General features: G+C 52.6%; 16 protein-coding genes and 1 tRNA gene. 11 read left to right on the top strand and 6 right to left on the bottom strand.

Going from position 1 to position 17189, the window contains the following annotated elements; genetic code table 11:
* Positions 1–25: 25 nt before the first annotated feature.
* From E5C26_RS20980 to E5C26_RS20955, 6 genes are all read left to right on the top strand, one after another.
* Positions 26–1753 (top strand): PglL family O-oligosaccharyltransferase, encoded by a 1728-nt coding sequence (locus tag E5C26_RS20980; RefSeq protein ID WP_312847935.1) that lies wholly within the window; start codon positions 26–28, stop codon positions 1751–1753.
* A gap of 58 nt (positions 1754–1811) precedes the next feature.
* Positions 1812–2234 carry a hypothetical protein gene (locus E5C26_RS20975; RefSeq protein ID WP_135318020.1) on the top strand — a complete coding sequence of 141 codons (423 nt, stop codon included), beginning with the start codon at positions 1812–1814 and terminating at the stop codon, positions 2232–2234.
* Positions 2234–3544 (top strand): FKBP-type peptidyl-prolyl cis-trans isomerase N-terminal domain-containing protein, encoded by a 1311-nt coding sequence (locus tag E5C26_RS20970; protein ID WP_135318293.1) that lies wholly within the window; start codon positions 2234–2236, stop codon positions 3542–3544. Before E5C26_RS20975 ends, E5C26_RS20970 begins: the two co-directional genes overlap by 1 nt.
* 47 nt (positions 3545–3591) lie before the next feature.
* The gene (locus E5C26_RS20965) at positions 3592–4188 is read left to right on the top strand and encodes a response regulator transcription factor (protein ID WP_135318019.1); all 597 of its coding nucleotides are present in this window, start codon (positions 3592–3594) and stop codon (positions 4186–4188) included.
* Positions 4189–4678: 490 nt separating this feature from the next.
* Entirely contained in the window at positions 4679–5326 is a 648-nt protein-coding gene (locus E5C26_RS20960; protein ID WP_135318018.1) for a MarC family NAAT transporter, read from the top strand.
* A 51-nt stretch (positions 5327–5377) separates the two neighbouring features.
* Positions 5378–5638, top strand: a complete 261-nt coding sequence (locus E5C26_RS20955; protein WP_135318017.1) for a hypothetical protein — start codon at positions 5378–5380, stop codon at positions 5636–5638.
* Positions 5639–5758: 120 nt separating this feature from the next.
* On the opposite strand, the gene E5C26_RS20950 is transcribed toward E5C26_RS20955, so the two are convergent.
* The 3 genes from E5C26_RS20950 to E5C26_RS20940 form a co-directional block, all read right to left on the bottom strand.
* Positions 5759–6379 (bottom strand): helix-turn-helix domain-containing protein, encoded by a 621-nt coding sequence (locus E5C26_RS20950; RefSeq protein ID WP_135318016.1) that lies wholly within the window; start codon positions 6377–6379, stop codon positions 5759–5761.
* A 250-nt stretch (positions 6380–6629) separates the two neighbouring features.
* Positions 6630–7910, bottom strand: coding sequence for a GGDEF domain-containing protein (locus tag E5C26_RS20945; protein WP_135318015.1), 1281 nt, complete (start codon positions 7908–7910; stop codon positions 6630–6632).
* A 338-nt stretch (positions 7911–8248) separates the two neighbouring features.
* Positions 8249–8324: transfer RNA gene (locus E5C26_RS20940), tRNA-Phe, on the bottom strand.
* A gap of 704 nt (positions 8325–9028) precedes the next feature.
* Between E5C26_RS20940 and speF the strand changes: the two genes are divergently transcribed.
* Complete coding sequence (gene speF / locus E5C26_RS20935; protein WP_135318014.1) at positions 9029–11191, top strand: ornithine decarboxylase SpeF; 2163 nt, start codon at positions 9029–9031, stop codon at positions 11189–11191.
* A 103-nt stretch (positions 11192–11294) separates the two neighbouring features.
* Positions 11295–12407 carry a GGDEF domain-containing protein gene (locus tag E5C26_RS20930; protein ID WP_135318013.1) on the top strand — a complete coding sequence of 371 codons (1113 nt, stop codon included), beginning with the start codon at positions 11295–11297 and terminating at the stop codon, positions 12405–12407.
* A gap of 48 nt (positions 12408–12455) precedes the next feature.
* On the opposite strand, the gene mltC is transcribed toward E5C26_RS20930, so the two are convergent.
* From mltC to mutY, 3 genes are read right to left on the bottom strand one after another with little or no spacing between them, the layout of a single operon-like run.
* A complete protein-coding gene (gene mltC, locus E5C26_RS20925; RefSeq protein WP_135318012.1) occupies positions 12456–13532 on the bottom strand; it encodes a membrane-bound lytic murein transglycosylase MltC in 1077 nt (358 codons plus the stop codon).
* Between the two features lie 55 nt (positions 13533–13587).
* Complete coding sequence (locus E5C26_RS20920; RefSeq protein WP_061807913.1) at positions 13588–13860, bottom strand: oxidative damage protection protein; 273 nt, start codon at positions 13858–13860, stop codon at positions 13588–13590.
* A complete protein-coding gene (gene mutY / locus E5C26_RS20915) occupies positions 13857–14957 on the bottom strand; it encodes an A/G-specific adenine glycosylase (protein WP_409513914.1) in 1101 nt (366 codons plus the stop codon). Before mutY ends, E5C26_RS20920 begins: the two co-directional genes overlap by 4 nt.
* 177 nt (positions 14958–15134) lie before the next feature.
* Between mutY and trmB the strand changes: the two genes are divergently transcribed.
* The 3 genes from trmB to glsB all read left to right on the top strand — a co-directional run bounded on the left by trmB (position 15135) and on the right by glsB (position 17187).
* Positions 15135–15854: a tRNA (guanosine(46)-N7)-methyltransferase TrmB gene (gene trmB, locus E5C26_RS20910; protein ID WP_012146744.1), complete on the top strand. Its 720-nt coding sequence runs from the start codon at positions 15135–15137 to the stop codon at positions 15852–15854.
* Positions 15854–16180: a YggL family protein gene (locus tag E5C26_RS20905; protein WP_135318011.1), complete on the top strand. Its 327-nt coding sequence runs from the start codon at positions 15854–15856 to the stop codon at positions 16178–16180. Before trmB ends, E5C26_RS20905 begins: the two co-directional genes overlap by 1 nt.
* A gap of 83 nt (positions 16181–16263) precedes the next feature.
* Entirely contained in the window at positions 16264–17187 is a 924-nt protein-coding gene (glsB, locus tag E5C26_RS20900; protein ID WP_135318010.1) for a glutaminase B, read from the top strand.
* Positions 17188–17189: the final 2 nt, after the last annotated feature.

The following is a 17189-nucleotide window of genomic DNA, read 5'->3' as shown; positions in this document are numbered from 1 at the left end:
TATTTGCTTTTAGGGTGCGGTTGACGTGTTGCGAAGAAATAAAGGATTAGTCGCCTGTTTCATCGGCTTGCCGATAGTGTCGTGGTGTTACTTCCCCAATATGGGCGGTGTTGGGTTGAGCCTGCCGTTTAATCCGCTGGTTTATGCCGTCATGGCCGTGATGGTGTTGTTGATTTGGTGCGGCAAGCCACATCGTCGCGGCATTGTTTTCACGCCGACGTCCCGTTATTTAACGCTGGGCGTGGTTCTGTTATCTCTGCCGCTGGCCTATGGCCCCGACACGGGGTTTTCCTCCGCAGCATGGCGTGTTGCAGGTTTGCTGGCTGGCTGGACTTTTTACTGTAGTGGGCTGCAGGTAAGGATACCTTCACGGTTACGCAACCTCTTGCTGGGGGGGCTACTGGCAATTGCCGCCGGTCAGGCTGTGATCGCGGTCTTACAGCTGTTTTTGCCGGCCTGGAACTGGGTGCCGCTGCGAGGGGCCAGGGTTTACGGCATCTTTCAGCAACCCAACGTGTTAGGCAGTTTTATCGCCACCGGGCTGGCCTTGGTGCTGATGCAGTGGTTATTGCCGGGCTATGTGCTGAATGCGTCCCGTTGGGAACGGGTACGCCGAGCCGCTCTTTCACTGCTGCTGGTGGCATTCTCTGCCGTACTGGTCTGGGTACAGTCTCGCGCAGCCTGGTTGGGAACCTTGCTGACCGTACTGGGTTTTTGGGTGTGTTTCCGCCATCACTTTGCCCACAGATTACTGACAGCCACTTTGCTGATGGTGCTGGGGGCGGTTTTGGGCGGCGTTGTCATGCTGTGGCCGGAGAGTGCAGGCGGCGTGCGTTATATCTCCCACGAGATGTCGAACCAGGCGCGTCTGGCGATGCTGCAGGACACGCTGAAGATGATCGCTGCACATCCGCTCTCCGGCTGGGGATACGGCAGTTTTGAATACGCTTTCCAGCATTTCCGCATCGAACAGGTGCCGCCCACGCAGGTGCTGGAAATTGCGCGCCATCCACACAATGAGATCCTGTACTGGTGGGTGGAAGGTGGACTGGTTGCGCTGATGGGCATGGGGTTGCTGCTCCTGGGGGGAGGGCGGCTGTTCTTACAGGCGATCGGGCATGATCGCCGTGCTTTTGCGGCCGGGGTCGGTAACGCCGGTGAGCCCACCGCGCTATGCCTGGCTCTGCTGCCAATGTTGGTACATACCCAGCTGGAATACCCTTTCTATCTGTCGGCCATGCACTGGATGGCTTTTTTGGTGTTGCTGGCGATGGCAGACCGTCTTTCTTGCCGGAAAGTGGGCGTCGTTATTCTTCCGGTAAGGGGAAGATTACCACTGCGCTGTGGCATTGGTGGGCTGTGCGTGGCGGCGGTTGTGATGATGGTGGCGATTTTCCGCGGGGGCCTTTCGCTGACGCAGGTAGAGCGTAATGGGCTGCGCGATATCCAGAGCCTGGACTCGATGTCGCCGCTTGCGCGATGGGGGCTGCAGGACAGGGTCGATTTTGATTTACAGACGCGTCGCTTACTGGCCTACAACACCCGGCGAGACGACAGTGAACTTTCGCGCTATGCCCTATGGGCTCGCCATTACCTGACGAGGCGAGTTGACGCCAATGTGTACGCCAGTTTGATTGCCATATTGCGTTATCAGCAGCAAACGGCAGAGGCCGAAAAATATGGTTTTGACGCTGGGTTGTTGTTTCCCGCCGACCCGCGTTTTCGCCGGTCAGCGGCAACAACGGGCGAGTAGTCACGGCTGGCTATGGCCGTGCTGGACAGGAATACATCTAAAAAAGGAAGCCGGAAAGATGATGGTGAAGCATATAAATCTTAGTGTCCGAGTGGGGATCTTGTGTCTGCTGGTGATGGGGGCCACGGCGTGCCAAAACCCGAAGTCGACTAAACCTTTAGCCGCTGGAAAAGCCAGTGCCACCAGGGAGATATCGGAGGAAACCTTACGCAAACAGCGTGAGGCTGAGCGGCTACAGCAGTGCCAGGAGCAACTGGGCGCATTGCGTAATATCAATGCCAAACAGTTTCAACAGTATAAGCAGGCTTTCGACAGTTTGATGAGCGGGGCTTCGCAGTACGCCGGGGTGCGAACCAAAGTTAATGGCGATACCCAGGAGACCGTGGATGCGCTGTATCGCTATAAAGTTAATTTCCTGTGCGCCGGAGTGAATCAGGCGGTACTGACGGGCCTGGCGGAACGCGGGGAGCTGGTTAAATGATGCGGGTGTCTCGGCTGGCTTTTTTGGGGTTTATGGCACTGATGGTCGTGGGTAAGGCACAGGCAGAGGAGGGCGTGCCTGCTCTGCTGCAGTTTGCCGAACAATACCAGCGTCAGAATGTTAAGCCGGAGACGCCAGCGAGCGAGAAAGCGCGCAACGACCAGAAAGCGGCTGCGCCGAAAAAGAAAGATAACAGTCCCCGCCAGACAGCAAAGCAGGCAGAACCCCCGAAAACCGGGGCTTCGACGGCCTTTACGCTCCGCCGGTCGCTGGTGGAAAGTGAGCAACAACTGACCCGCCAACAGGCAGAACTGGATGCGTTGCGCCAGGAAATTACCGCGTTGCGTGCCGAGAAACCGCCCGTTAATGCTTCACCGGTGCCACCCGACATGTCGCTGTTGCAGCAGTCGTTGGCGGGGCTGAGTCAGGCCTGGCGTGGTTCGCCGGATGCGCAACGAACGGCTTCTTTACTGCAGCAAGCCCAACAGGATACGCAGCAGGCCAGAGAGGCGCAGGCACTGGCCGAGAGCCAATTAACCAGCCTGACGGCGAAATTGTCCGCGACAGAACAAGCGAATCAGGAGTATGGGCAGAAGCTGGCAGGGCAGCAGCAACTGCTGGTGCAAGCGCAGAGCGAGGCGACGGAATTACGCAAACGCCAGCAGTGGGAAGTCACGGCTGAACAGTTAAAGGATGAAAAGACTCGGTTGTCCTATGCGGCAGGCAGTGCGCTGGGGCGGGATATTGAGGGGTTAATGGCTGAACGCCAGAGCTGGGGCGTGCCGGTAGACCGCAACAGCCTGCTGGCTGGCGTATTGGATGCGGTTGCCGGTCATTTATTGTTACCCCCGGCTGAGCTGACCAGACTGATGGAAAAGGCAGATAGTGCCGCTGGTGCCGCACGAGAAAAACGGGTCAAAGCGCAGGTGCAACAAGATCAGGATTATCTTGCCCGTTTCAGTAAACAAAAGGGCGTAAAACAATCGGCGATGGGCTTCTGGTACCGGGTGGATTACGCCGGTGATCACGAGTTGGCCAAGGATGCGGTGATTGATGTGGTGGTTAAGGAAAGACTGACCGATGGCACCGTCATCCAGGATATGGAACTCAGCGGAAAAGTCCTTTCGCAACAGCTCGCCGCGTATCCGCCTTTATTCCGGGAAGCGATTGGTCATCTTCGCAATCACGGTTCATTGACCATGGTTGTGCCTCCGGAATTTGCCTATGGCGAGGCGGGCTATCCGCCAAAAGTACCGCCGAATGCCACCATGGTTTACGAATTGCGTATCGACAATAGCCAGATCCCCTGATGGCGAATACAGCAGTGGTTAGGATTAATAAAGGCAGGAGAGCCAACATGAGTTCCATAATGACAATCGCCTTATCTGATAAGAACACTTTTTTCATCAAGGGATTACAGGATGTTTTAGTACAGCACTTTAATTCGTGCGGTATGTTGGTGCGTATCGTGGATATTGATCAGGCCAGTGAGGCAGATTTGGTTTTTCGCTATTTCTCCCCCGGAAATTTGAGCTGTTTTTGTCAATATGAGCTGCCGTCAACGGGGCGGAAACCCCTGTATTTCACACTGCGTCAGCCGGATAAGCGGCGCTTTGGGGCAGCGGGTACCAAATGCGTGCTTGAGTCTGGGGTTATCCATCACGATATGCCTGTTTCATCGATATTACAGGTGGTTATCGCCGGGCTGGAGCGGCAGCGGTTGTGGCCATTGGACAGCCGTAGCCATAAACGCTCCTGTGCCTGTCAAAGGATCCTGACGCTGCGAGAACAAGAAATCATGCGATGCATGAAGTGGGAATTGGGCGTTACGCAAATTGCCCATATGCTGGAGATCAGTGTGAAAACGGTCAGTAACCACAAGATGAGCGTAATGCGGAAAATGGGTTTTCGCCGCAATGCGGAGCTTTATGGCTGGCTGCGCCGCAGCACGTGAACTCAGGTCTACCCATGAAGTGCAGGCGTATACGGAAGTGGGGAAAATCTGGAATAGCGGCGGTGATACCAGCATTGATGCCAACGTTGCGGCTTCTTTTTTCTGTTCCCGGGGCATTGGGGGACGCAACTTCTCTTTTGCTCGCGAGCGCTGAATTCTTTTGGATAAAAGATATATTCCTTAAAAGGTGGATGAAATTATTATATTCCCCCATGGAAGATAATAATATTCATGATGTTTTTTTCTGGGTTATAAATGCGATTGTTTATTTTCGATCTATGTTATTTGTCAGGAAAGGAACGATGCTCTTGGCTTTATGTTCTTAGTCAAGGTATTTGCAGTGTCTAATATTAGACACCGTACGGAGAGGTCTTGATTACGTTCAGGTTTCATAAACCTATATCACTAAGGTGCCTATTAGTGGACATTATGTTTATCTCAGAGAAACGCTATGCTTGGAAATTGAATTTTTTGTTGAGAACCGTAATGTATGCTGGATTTGTTTAAAGCCATAGGTCTTGGGTTAATGCTCATACTGCCTTTGGCAAACCCATTAACCACTGTCGCTCTGTTCTTGGGGTTGTCTGGAAACATGAGCCCTGCTGAACGACACCGCCAGGCAATGATGACTTCGTTTTATGTCTTTGCGATTATGCTGGTAACCTATTATGCCGGACAATTCGTAATGGACACCTTTGGGATCTCTATTCCCGGATTGCGTATCGCTGGCGGATTAATCGTAGCATTTATTGGCTTCCGTATGCTGTTCCCGCCACCTAAGAGCATGGAGTCCAGCAGTATTGTCGAGCAGGAACCCGCGAATAATATCGCTTTTGTGCCATTAGCGATGCCGAGCACGGCGGGGCCGGGCACTATTGCTATGATCATTTCGTCGGCGTCGACAGTTAAGCACGGCATAAATTTCCCCGACTGGGTGCTTTGGATCGCTCCTTCAGCGATTTTTATTATCGTCGCATTGATACTGTGGGGTTGCCTGCGCAGTTCAGGAACCATTATGCGGATTGTTGGATCTGGCGGTATAGAGGCCATTTCACGCCTGATGGGGTTCTTGTTGGTATGTATGGGCGTTCAATTTCTCATTAATGGCATTTTGGAGATTATTATTTCCCGAGCGTGAACATGCTATTTGTAACGCTGTGTTAATTATTTTTCTAAAGGAGTCATTCTAATGAATAAAACCTACTTTCTATTGCTATCAAGCTTGTTTTTCACAACCTCTTCGTTTGCTGACCAGACTAAATGGTATCAACGACCTCAGGAAGCCAGGGATATCCGACAAGATTCTCGGGCTGACGCTCGTGTAGAGAAAAAAGAGTGTTATCGCGACAATGATAAAAGTAATCGTGATTGCCGCCGGGATAAAAAAGATACGAAGCGTGATGGACGCAGGGACTCCAGAGATGCGCTCATCGGGAACTATTCACGTTAAGATTATTGTCATTCCCCCACGGATTGAAATACAGCCCTGTTTGTAAAGTATCTGGCCTTAGGGCCAGGTGATACAATAATTATTATTTACATTTGACACAAAGTACAAATTAGTTAAGCATTAAAAGGACTTTGGTACCTTATCAGATAAAAATGTCAGAACCCCATTTTCTATCGTAATGTACTCTCCTTTCCTTAGTTCGGAAAGTACCGCCATCACTCCGCTTCTGGATAAGCCGGAACGACGAACAATGTAGTTTGTGGTCATTATCCCTTTTCTTTTCTCATCAGTGAATGAATAGATTTCTTTTAGATAGTGCATTACGACAGCGTATCGATCTTTATTCACCAAACTGATGTCTCTGTGGATGAGATAAGAGGTGATATGGGATGCAACTTCCAACAAATCCAGCCAAAGATCATGTCTTTTCACTGACGAAATGAAGTCATTGTAATTTACATATCCTAAAACAGTGTTTTTGACCGGCTTGATATAGTAATAAAAATTTTCTACCTCATTGACCATCACCCCCATGACATAAGGCGCTGACACCTCAGAAATGAGTAAATCATCCTCTGTACGATAACATTCCACACTGCCCTTTAAGAGAAATATCACGCGAGGATGACCATTTAGGCTGATAGGTACCGTTTCACCTGCTGTAATATCTAATGGTTTAATATCATCACTAATACATTCTGTTATTATATTCATGTTTATTGCAGGTTTTAAACGCTTCACTTTCTTTCTCCGAAAATTGCCTGATATCAAAACATTAGCAGGAAAGCTTTAAATTACAAATAGTTCCACTTAAATTACTGTATTTAAAATCATAGTATCCAGACCTTCTGGGGGTACCTATGCAAACTTACCCTTGCTGTGCCCATGTCAATTCTGTCTCCTCCTCCGAGTACCACGAGATTACGCCATAATTGGATTTTTCCATTTATCCAGGACTGTAAGGAATACGAAGACTTTTTTAGACGCATACTCATTCATTGTGGCATTGCTCTTTGCACAGGTACATGCGCGCGTCAGCTACCGCCTGTAGCAGGGTTTGGGTGGTGCCGTCCTGAGGATAAATTGCGAAGCCAAAACTGGCCTTCACCTGATAGGTGATGCCGTTGGCCAGTAGAATCGGGACCTCAAGTACCTCTTCAAGCTTACGACTGATTTTTTTTGCATCGGGTGTGTTGTTCACACTTTCCAGGATCAGAGTGAACTCATCCCCGCCGGTTCGCGCAAGCGTATCCGTACTGCGTAGTACTGCGAGAAAACGGGTACTGACGGTTTTGAGCACGGTATCGCCGGCTTCATGGCCCAGAGTATCGTTAATTTTTTTGAAGCCATTGAGATCAATCACCATTAACCCGAACTCTGACCGGTTTCGGGTTGCCCGCGCGACGGCTTGTCCAAAGTGATCGGTATACAGGCGACGGTTAGCTAACCCAGTAAGTTCGTCATGATTGGCAAGTTGGATGGCGTCAGTTACCTGTTCTTCCAGCAGTACCAGAATAAAACTGGCGGCAGCGAGAAATTTTGGCAAGTTCCAGACATCCGGGTCAATCTTACCGCTGATATCCGGGGCCAAATTGTTGAACAACTCGTAAACTGGGAAAACCAGCCCCCACAGTATGAAGCTAAATGAAGTGGCAATGATCCCTATGGTTAAGGTTGGCGAGTGGCGAAGGAAGAAAAATGCCACGGCTAGATAGGTCCAGCACATCAGCCACTGGCTAGCGATCACCAGGCCGTAGAAGTGTAGGGCGGTGGCCTGAAGTGTGTACACTATCAGGGTCAGAATGATGGAAAGGGCGGCATGCCAGCTTCTTGTTTTATTATCGTTCAGGGCAATCCGGACGGTGCATATCGCGCCCAACAGTATGAGCAGGTAGAAAAGCGACAGTTGTTGCTCGCTGGGTTGCGACTCCGAATAAGCTTGGCTTGCGACCATGAAGAGAACGTTTATTGTGGCAGGTAAGCTCATGTGACGCAGCAAATCTGACGACAAAATGCTCGCCGGTCCGTGCAAGTAAGCCGCGAGGATAAACATTTGTCCGGCGAGGAACAGCGTGCCGCGAGCCATTTCTGTGAAAGGGAAAATGGGCGGGAAAAGCATGAAAATACTGGCATGGATCAGGATTAGCAGCCAGCCGTAAAGCCAGTATTTCATCCGCGGCTCCTGTTTTTGCTGTCTGATCAGAGCCAGAGAAAGGCAAAACAGGATCCCGTAGGCGACAAATTCAGGAAGCTGGTAGAAGTTAATATTCATGGAGAAGGATTCCTGAAATGACTTTTTCTCTCAATTAACTGATTTTAAGTGCCTCTGATCGCTTATACGGGCCACCCTTTTAAAGGTATACAATAAAATTGTGTTGTTGCAAGTTGAGCATCTGTCTGGAGAGTCGCGGCTGAAATGGGGTTACGGAAGTGTCCTGATTTTATGCATCACTACACTAGCCGTAATATAGAATAAATCATGTAGGTGTATGAATTAGTTATTAATAAATGATGCGAGGTGAGGCCTTTGGCCGAATAATCGAACTTGTTCGATGAAGAGTCCTGTCCCTGAAATGCAAAAACCCAGCCATAGGCTGGGTTCTTTAAATATGGTGCCCGGACTCGGAATCGAACCAAGGACACGGGGATTTTCAATCCCCTGCTCTACCGACTGAGCTATCCGGGCAACGGGGCGCATTTAACCCTATTGGCCGGAAATCGTCAATCGCTTTCTGTCACAAAGCCGATCGGTTGCTCTATTTTCATGCAATGGCTGATGGGGCAGGCGAGAGTCAGTCCTGTGATTTGGTAATAGATATGCAAAAAAATCGTCTATTTATACCGTTTTGATTTTTCTGTGTTTTATTTTTATTCGTTAATTAACAATGTGTTATTCGTTATTTTCTTGTAATCAAATCAGCATAATTGTCACTTGAACCTCATAAAAAAACATGCAATCATTGCGCAAATTTTGGCACTTTACGTCTCCTAACGGCGTTCCCGCCCATTTAAGTCAGAGGGTTGCAGGCATGGCTGGTTTTGTTACTCAAGCGTCACTGCGCACCAGACATCAAATGATGCCGTCACTCAACCGTTACCCTTCCCGAACGCAATCCGTCAAAAACGCCCAGCCTGCCATGCGGTAAGGCTATCTGATGCTCGCTGTTAGGCATTATTAAAAATAGAGCTGCGGCTCTGCTTTTACTGATGTCTATTGGACGCTGCCGATACCAGTCCCCGATAGTTACCTGATAATCTTAAGAGAGTCAGCCGGTCACGCTTGTGCTTTATGTGCGAGCGCCGGACATCAATTTGCCGGGATAACCTGTGTTATCTCATCACCGTGCCCCCTGGCACACCCTCATCCTTAACCGTTTGAGAGTTAGCACAATGAAAGAATTGAAAATAGCCACCAGCGCCAGTTTGGTTGCCACCATTGAAACACTGCGCCAGGTCGTCCGCATCGAGCAAACGGACTACACCGATGTGGCCGCGTTGGTGGTGTCAGTTGATGACGTTAACGCAGGTCACCTGGCGCAGCTCAAAGCGACCGGGTTCGAGATCCCGACCTTTGTGGCGGTGGCGGGGGACGAGCATCTCTCTCCGGCGTACCTGCCATTGATCAGCGGAGTTTTTGCGCTGGAAGGCGCCAGTAAGGCGTTCTATATGGCACAGCTCGAAGCTGCCGCCGATGCCTACGAGCAGGCGCTGTTGCCGCCGTTTTTCAAGACGCTGAAAACCTATGTGGAAATGGAAAACTCAACCTTTGCCTGCCCGGGCCATCAGGGCGGCGAGTTTTTCCGTAAACATCCGGCCGGCCGGAAGTTTTTTGAGTTCTACGGCGAAACGCTTTTTCGTTCTGACATGTGCAATGCCGACGTTAAGCTAGGCGATTTGTTGATCCACGAAGGCTCGGCCAAGGATGCGCAAAAGCATGCGGCACGGGTATTCAACGCCGATAAAACCTATTTCGTGCTTAATGGCACCTCTGCCGCCAATAAGGTCGTGACCAATGCTTTGCTGACCCGCGGTGATTTGGTGTTGTTCGATCGTAACAACCATAAATCCAACCACCACGGTGCGTTGATCCAGGCCGGGGCAACGCCGGTCTATCTGGAAACCGCCCGCAACCCGTTTGGTTTTATCGGCGGCATAGATTCGCGCTGCTTTGATGAGCGTTACCTGCGCGAGCAAATCCGCGAAGTGGCACCGGAAAAGGCGAATGCGGCACGTCCGTTCCGTCTGGCGATTATTCAGCTCGGTACCTACGACGGCACCATTTATAATGCCCGTCAGGTGATCGACACCATCGGCCACCTGTGTGACTACATTCTGTTTGACTCTGCCTGGGTGGGCTACGAAGGCTTTATCCCGATGCTGAAAGAGTGCTCGCCGCTGTTGCTGGAGCTTGATGAACTGGATCCGGGTATCTTTGTCACCCAGTCGGTACACAAGCAGCAGGCCGGTTTCTCGCAGACCTCGCAGATCCACAAGAAAGACGACCATATCAAGGGCCAGAAGCGTCACTGCAACCACAAGCACCTCAACAATGCTTTCATGCTGCACGCCTCTACTAGCCCGTTTTACCCGCTGTTCGCCGCGCTGGACGTTAACGCCAAGATGCATGCCGGGGCCGCCGGTCGCCGTATGTGGCTGGACTGCGTCAAGCTGGGGATCGAGACGCGCAAGCAACTGCTGGAACGCTGCTCGCAGCTCAGGCCGTTTATTCCGCCGCAGGTGGCGGGTAAAAACTGGCAGGATTACGACACCGATCTGATCGCCAACGACGCGCGTTTCTTCAACTTTGTACCGGATGAGAAATGGCACGGTTTTGAAGGTTACGCGCAGGATCAGTATCTGGTCGATCCGTGCAAACTGCTGCTGACGACCCCGGGTATTGATGCGGCTACCGGCCAGTACACCGAGTTTGGCGTGCCGGCGACTATTTTGGCCAACTTCCTGCGTGAGAACGGCATAGTGCCGGAGAAATGCGATCTTAACTCAATATTGTTCCTGCTGACCCCGGCAGAAAACCCGGCCAAGATGGAACAGTTGGTGGAGATGCTGGTGCAGTTCGAGCGTTACGTGGAAGAGGACGCGCCACTGAGCGTGGTGCTACCGACGGTATATCGCAAGAATGAGCAGCGCTATCGCGGCTATACCCTTCGCCAGTTGTGCCAGGAAATGCACGACCTGTACGTCAGCTTTGACGTTAAGCAGTTGCAAAAAGAGATGTTCCGCCAGCGTCATTTCCCGCAGGTGATGATGAACCCGCAGGATGCCAACGTGGAATTTATCCGCGACAACGTCGAACTGGTGCCGATCGGCCAGGCAGAAGGGCGCATTGCGGCGGAAGGCGCACTGCCATACCCACCGGGCGTGCTGTGCGTGGTACCGGGGGAAGTGTGGGGTGGGGCGGTGCAGCGCTACTTCCTGGCGCTGGAGGACGGCATCAACCGGCTGCCGGGCTTCTCACCGGAGCTGCAGGGCGTGTATATCGAGAAAAAGGATCACGGCTGGAAACGTATTTTCGGTTATATGATCAAGCAATAGTCTTGCGCGGCCCGCAGGGGCCGTTTTTAAATCACTCTGGCCCGGGATGACAAAGCCGGGAGCTGGCGCTACCTTTAGCTAAAGCGTCCAGTAGCGGAATAAGATGATGAAAGAAGAGGGTTATCTCGATTGGGTAGGCAGAGAGAAAAAACGCTCCACCTTGAGGAATTTTAACTGGTTCCTATTGGTTAATGTGCTGTTGGCACTCTATCTGCTGCTTCAGCGTGCGCGGATGTATGATGAATACTCTTTGATGCCTCTGTTACAGGGTGCGCCGGCTATCTGCGGTGTGGTGTTGGTATCAATTGTGGTTTTTGTTGCGTTGCGTCAGTTGGCCGCCAGAGGTGAACAGGCGGTCTGGCGTGGGGCGGTGGTGGGTATTTTTTTGTTGACCCTGTCCTGGTGCGGCGTTTTTCACCATCTGATTATCGACAACAGCATTAATCTGCTTTACCCGTTATCGATCGGCCTGCTGTTTTCCTCCCTGATCGCTTTCTATTTGTCCCCACGGCTGTTTTTCCTGTTCAGCATTCCGGTACTGCTGGTGGCGATTGCCGAAAATATGTTTATTCATAACGCTTTTTCGCTGGTGAACCTGATCTCCTATGCGCTGATGCTGTTTCTGATTTACTCGGCGCGGAGTCGGCTGGAGCAATGGTTTCGCCTGGCTATCGAACGTGAACAGGAAAATAAACTGTTGATTGAGCGGCTGAGCAAGCTGGCACACCGCGATCCGCTGACCGGTATCGCCAACCGACGCTATTTCGACAACTACTTTGACGCGGTGTTGCTGCGGGAGTCGACCCTGCAGGCCCCGTTTTCCCTGATCCTGCTGGACGTCGATTTTTTCAAAAAATACAACGACCACTATGGCCATCAACAGGGAGATGAATGCCTGATCCGCCTGGCTGCCTGTCTGGAGAGCGCGACCCGACGTTCGCAGGATCTGGTGGCCCGTTATGGCGGTGAGGAGTTTATTATCCTGTTGCCAAAATCCGGCGCCGGCGAGGCGGTGCAGGTGGCGAAGAGGATAGAAGGGTTGCTTGCCGGCTTGGCGATGCCGCATGCGGCTTCTGAGGTGGCGCAATGGGTGACGGTCAGCCAGGGGGTAGCGCAATGGCAATTGGGACAAAGCCGTGAACAACTGCTGGCAGCAGCCGATCAGGCTCTGTACCGTGCCAAGGAGCTTGGCCGTAATGGCTACAGTATCGCTTAGGGATGCTGGTGGTCAGGGCGACGGGAGAGACCGCCCTGACCGGGGTGATTAACGGCGTCGATAACTCTTCTGCGCGTTGTTCACCTTCACCAGATAGCGGCGCGATTCACCGGCTGGATGCTTGGTGGTCAGCGTCTGGTAGACGTCGCCCGGTTGCATGCCGTTGATGATATCGACCGCGCGGGTTCTGTCGCTGGAGAACACTCTCAGCACGCTGCCCGCTCCGCCGTTATAGGCGGTGATCACCGCATAGCGACGTGAGGTTGGGTTCTGGATCCCGCCCAAATAGTTGTTCTGCAAAATGGCCAGATAAGCGGTGCCGGTGTCGATGTTGTTCTCCGGATCGAACAGGTAGCTGCGGCTTGGTTTGCCCCATTTCCCACGCATCTGGAATACGTCCTTACCGGCGGTATGTTGTACCACCTGCATCAGGCCCAACGCATCTGAACCGCTCACCGCATAGGGGTTAAAGCTCGATTCGGTCTGCATAATCGCCAGGATCAGCGACTCTTCCACCCCGTACTTCTCCGACGCCTTGCGGACCATCGGCAGGTATTTATGCGCACGCTTATCCAGGTGGTTCGGTACCAGTTGAATGGTGACGGAGTAAATCACGTGCAGGCCGGAGGTGCGTTTTTGCAGTTTGCTCTGCACCAGATAGTCGGCGAAGTGCGCCGCACGCCATTCCCAACGGATCGGCGCGCCTTTGTTATCCAGCACCTGGCCGTACAGGAACGGCTCTTTACTGATCTGGATATCGTTGGCGTCGGAATACAGATCGATAGAACCCGGATCGTCACCCATCAGCAAGGTGCTGATAATCGCCTGACGCAGGTGGGCGGCAGGATCGGTGGTGGCGATGGTTTCAATGGTGATGGCACCGGAATCAAAGTTGATGTGGCTACGGGTTTGATATTGATCGGTGTATTTAACGTAATCTTTTGGCCCGGCGATCAGAACTTCGTTCAGACCCCAGATATTCTCGATGTTGTGGGCGAATTGGCCCATCAGGATCTCAAAGCCGTTGGTGTCTTTGACCAGGGCTTCGTTGACTTCAGTATTTTTTTTGCCGGAACAGGAAATCAGCAAAGGCGCTATCACTAGCAAAGCTAAAATTTTCTTCATCTTAAAGCCGTATACGGGAAGTATTGAAGAGGGCCAGCGCCTGGCCCCAACAGCGTTATTCGCTCGGTGGCGTATAGCCTTCGATATGCACGTCGTGCCCTTCGAACAGGAATTTGATCATTTCCGCTTCCAGCAGCTTGCGGTCGTCCACGTTCATCATGTTCAGTTTTTTCTCGTTGATCAGCATGGTCTGTTTTTTCATCCATTCTGCCCAGGCTTCCTTCGAGATCTCGTTATAGATGCGTTTGCCAACGTCGCCTGGATAAAGTTGGAAATCCTGCCCTTCGGCATCGCGCTGCAGGAAGGTACAAAAAATGGTTCTGCTCATGCTAATTCCTCATCAATGGCGCTATCGCCAAATAAACCCTGCTGGCGTGGTGACTGTTTTGCCAACTGTTGTAACAGACGGTCAACTGGTGCTGCCAGCCCGACCGATGGCGGCTGCGCCAAGTTATACCAGAGACCGGCACCCTCATCCATGCTGGCGCTGGTGTCGTTCATTTCCAACCATATCGGCACGATATCGAGATGGAAATGACTGAAAGTATGACGAAATGCAGTCAACTGCTGCTGGCGGTTGTTTTTCAGACCGCGTTGTTGCAGCCAGAGTTCCATCTCTTCGCGTTCGCCGAACTGCGGGAAACAAAACAGGCCGCCCCACAAGCCGACGGCCGGGCGCTGTTCCAGCCAGGCTCGCTCGCCCTGTTGCAGCAATAAGAAGTAGGCGGTTTTTTCCGGCAGCGTTTGCTTGGGTTTTTTACCGGGGTATTTTGCCCAACTGTGGTTGGCGTAGGCGATGCAGCCGAGGTTGAGTGGGCACAGCTCGCATTTGGGTTTGGAACGGGTGCAAACCATCGCCCCCAGATCCATCATCGCCTGATTAAACTGAGAAACGCCCTGTGCCGGGGTGACGTCTTCACTGATCTGCCACAACCGGTTTTCGACTTCTTTTTTGCCCGGCCAACCTTCGACCGCATAGCAGCGAGCCAGTACGCGTTTCACGTTGCCGTCGAGGATCGGGTAATGCTGGCCGAGTGCCAACGACAACACCGCACCGGCGGTTGAACGGCCAATACCGGGCAGGGCGTGGATTTCTTCAAAGGTTGTCGGGAACTCGCCGCCGTGCTGTGCGACAATGGTCTGCGCGGCTTTGTGCAGGTTGCGAGCACGGGCATAGTAGCCCAGGCCGGTCCACAGGTGCAGCACTTCGTCCAGCGGCGCTTGCGCCAGTGCGCGCACGTTGGGAAAACGTGCCATAAAGCGCTCAAAATAAGGGATCACGGTGGCAACCTGTGTTTGTTGCAACATGACCTCTGAGAGCCATACTTTATAGGCGGTCTTATCAAGCTGCCACGGCAGGGTTTTACGGCCGTAACGCTGGTACCAGTCAAGCACCACCTGTGCGAACTGTTGCGCTTGCATCATAAGCAGATTCGATATCCGGCAGAAAATGAAGCGCGATTGCAGCATAGAGTCATGGTGCTGTAAACCGGAACTTTCCGACGTCGCACGGCAGGTACACAAGATGAACACTTGCTAAACCAATGTATCTTTGCATAATGCGCGTTTCCCTAATTGGCAGCCAAACAGACAGAAAGCACTATGATTAATGACGTCATCTCCCCAGAATTTGATGAGAACGGCCGCGCGATGCGCCGTATCCGCAGTTTTGTCCGCCGCCAGGGGCGGTTGACCAAAGGTCAGCAGCACGCGCTGGACAACTATTGGCCGGTGATGGGCGTGGAGTATCAGGCTGAACCTGTCGATATCACCGCACTGTTTGGGCGCGATGCGCCGACCGTGCTGGAGATCGGTTTTGGCATGGGCGCCTCGCTGGTGACCATGGCGGGCCATAACCCGCAGCAGAATTTCTTGGGGATTGAAGTACACTCGCCGGGCGTGGGCGCTTGCCTGGCCGACGCTACCGAAGCGGAACTGAGCAACCTGCGCGTGATGTGTCACGACGCGGTTGAGGTGCTGGAGAATATGATCCCGGACGGTTCGCTGGACATGGTGCAGCTGTTCTTCCCCGATCCGTGGCATAAAGCGCGCCACAACAAACGTCGCATCGTACAGACGCCGTTTGTTGAACTGGTGCGGCGCAAATTGAAAGTCGGCGGCGTATTCCATATGGCCACCGATTGGCAGCCTTACGCAGAACATATGTTAGAGGTTATGAACGGGATCTCAGGCTATCGTAATCTTTCCAGCGATAATGATTACGTGCCGCGTCCGGATTCACGCCCACTGACAAAATTTGAATTACGCGGCCAGCGTCTGGGACATGGCGTTTGGGATTTGATGTTTGAGAGGAAAGAATAATGGCTAAGAACCGCAGTCGTCGTTTACGTAAAAAGTTACACATTGAAGAGTTTCAGGAGCTGGGTTTCTCCGTAGCATGGCGTTTTGCCGAAGGCACCTCGGTTGAAGATATCGACGGCACGCTGGACGCTTTCATCGACGAAGTGATCGAGCCGAACGGCATGGCGTTTGACGGTAGCGGCTACCTGCAGTGGGAAGGTTTGATCTGCCTGCAGACTATCGGCCATTGTACTGACGAACAGCGTGAACTGGTCAAAAAATGGCTGGAAGCGCGCAAGCTGAGCGATGTTAAGGTTAGCGATCTGTTCGATATCTGGTGGGACTGATTTTCCCCGCCTGATTTTGCGCTGTATTCATTGATTTTAAGGTGCCTTAACGGCACCTTTGTTTTGTCCGGAGTGTGACCGCGGTGGTAACTACATTGGATAACGCGTTGCTGGAAGAGATCCTGCAACAGGTGCGCCCGCTGATTGGCCAGGGCAAGGTGGCGGACTATATACCGGCGCTGGCGGAAGTGGCGCCCGATCGTCTGGCGATCGCCGTTTGCACCGTTGACGGCGAAATGTTCCAGGCCGGTAACGCTACCGAACGCTTCTCTATTCAGTCGATCTCCAAGGTGCTGAGCCTGACGCTGGCACTGGCGCGCTATCAGGAGCACGAGATCTGGCAACGGGTCGGCAAAGAGCCTTCCGGTCTGCCGTTCAACTCGCTATTGCAGTTGGAGATGGAGCAGGGTAAGCCGCGCAACCCGTTTATCAACCCCGGTGCGCTGGTGGTGTGCGACATGCTGCAAACGCGGCTCAGTGCCCCCAAACAGCGGATGCTGGAAGTGGTGCGCCAACTGGCCGGTGAAGAAGACCTGGCCTATGATTCGCGGGTCGCCCGCTCCGAGTTTGAACACTCCGATCGCAATGCGGCGATCGCCTATCTGATGAAGTCGTTCGGTAACTTTGAAAACGACGTGCTCACCGTGCTGCAAACCTATTTCCACTACTGTGCGTTGCGGATGAGCTGTCTGGAGCTGGCGCGCAGCTTTGTTTACCTGGCCAATCACGGTCGTGACCTTAACGGACGTGAAGTGATCAGCCCACTGCAGGCGCGTCAGATTAATGCGCTGATGATGACCAGCGGCATGTACGATGGCGCGGGGGAATTTGCCTATCGCGTGGGCATGCCGGGCAAGTCCGGCGTCGGCGGCGGCATTGTCGCCATCGTCCCCGATGAGCTGTCGATTGCCGTCTGGTCGCCGGAGCTGGATGCCTCCGGTAACTCACTGGCGGGAACTGCGGCGCTGGAACTGTTGTCTCAACGGATTAGCCGTTCGATTTTTTAATC

It is taken from the genome of Serratia proteamaculans (assembly GCF_004684015.1).
Lineage (GTDB): Bacteria > Pseudomonadota > Gammaproteobacteria > Enterobacterales > Enterobacteriaceae > Serratia > Serratia proteamaculans_F.
Note: the sequence above shows the minus strand (reverse complement) of the source record. Positions and strands in the feature narration are given on the sequence as shown.

Excerpts from the sequence above, each read along its gene's own strand:
- E5C26_RS20960 (WP_135318018.1), top strand. The coding sequence starts at position 4,679 with ATGCTGGATTTGTTTAAAGCCATAGGTCTTGGGTTAATGCTCATACTG.
- E5C26_RS20945 (WP_135318015.1), bottom strand. The coding sequence starts at position 7,910 with ATGAATATTAACTTCTACCAGCTTCCTGAATTTGTCGCCTACGGGATC.
- mutY (WP_409513914.1), bottom strand. The coding sequence starts at position 14,957 with ATGATGCAAGCGCAACAGTTCGCACAGGTGGTGCTTGACTGGTACCAG.
- E5C26_RS20965 (WP_135318019.1), top strand. The coding sequence starts at position 3,592 with ATGAGTTCCATAATGACAATCGCCTTATCTGATAAGAACACTTTTTTC.
- E5C26_RS20970 (WP_135318293.1), top strand. The coding sequence starts at position 2,234 with ATGCGGGTGTCTCGGCTGGCTTTTTTGGGGTTTATGGCACTGATGGTC.
- E5C26_RS20905 (WP_135318011.1), top strand. The coding sequence starts at position 15,854 with ATGGCTAAGAACCGCAGTCGTCGTTTACGTAAAAAGTTACACATTGAA.
- E5C26_RS20920 (WP_061807913.1), bottom strand. The coding sequence starts at position 13,860 with ATGAGCAGAACCATTTTTTGTACCTTCCTGCAGCGCGATGCCGAAGGG.
- E5C26_RS20930 (WP_135318013.1), top strand. The coding sequence starts at position 11,295 with ATGATGAAAGAAGAGGGTTATCTCGATTGGGTAGGCAGAGAGAAAAAA.
- E5C26_RS20955 (WP_135318017.1), top strand. The coding sequence starts at position 5,378 with ATGAATAAAACCTACTTTCTATTGCTATCAAGCTTGTTTTTCACAACC.
- speF (WP_135318014.1), top strand. The coding sequence starts at position 9,029 with ATGAAAGAATTGAAAATAGCCACCAGCGCCAGTTTGGTTGCCACCATT.
- trmB (WP_012146744.1), top strand. The coding sequence starts at position 15,135 with ATGATTAATGACGTCATCTCCCCAGAATTTGATGAGAACGGCCGCGCG.
- mltC (WP_135318012.1), bottom strand. The coding sequence starts at position 13,532 with ATGAAGAAAATTTTAGCTTTGCTAGTGATAGCGCCTTTGCTGATTTCC.
- E5C26_RS20975 (WP_135318020.1), top strand. The coding sequence starts at position 1,812 with ATGATGGTGAAGCATATAAATCTTAGTGTCCGAGTGGGGATCTTGTGT.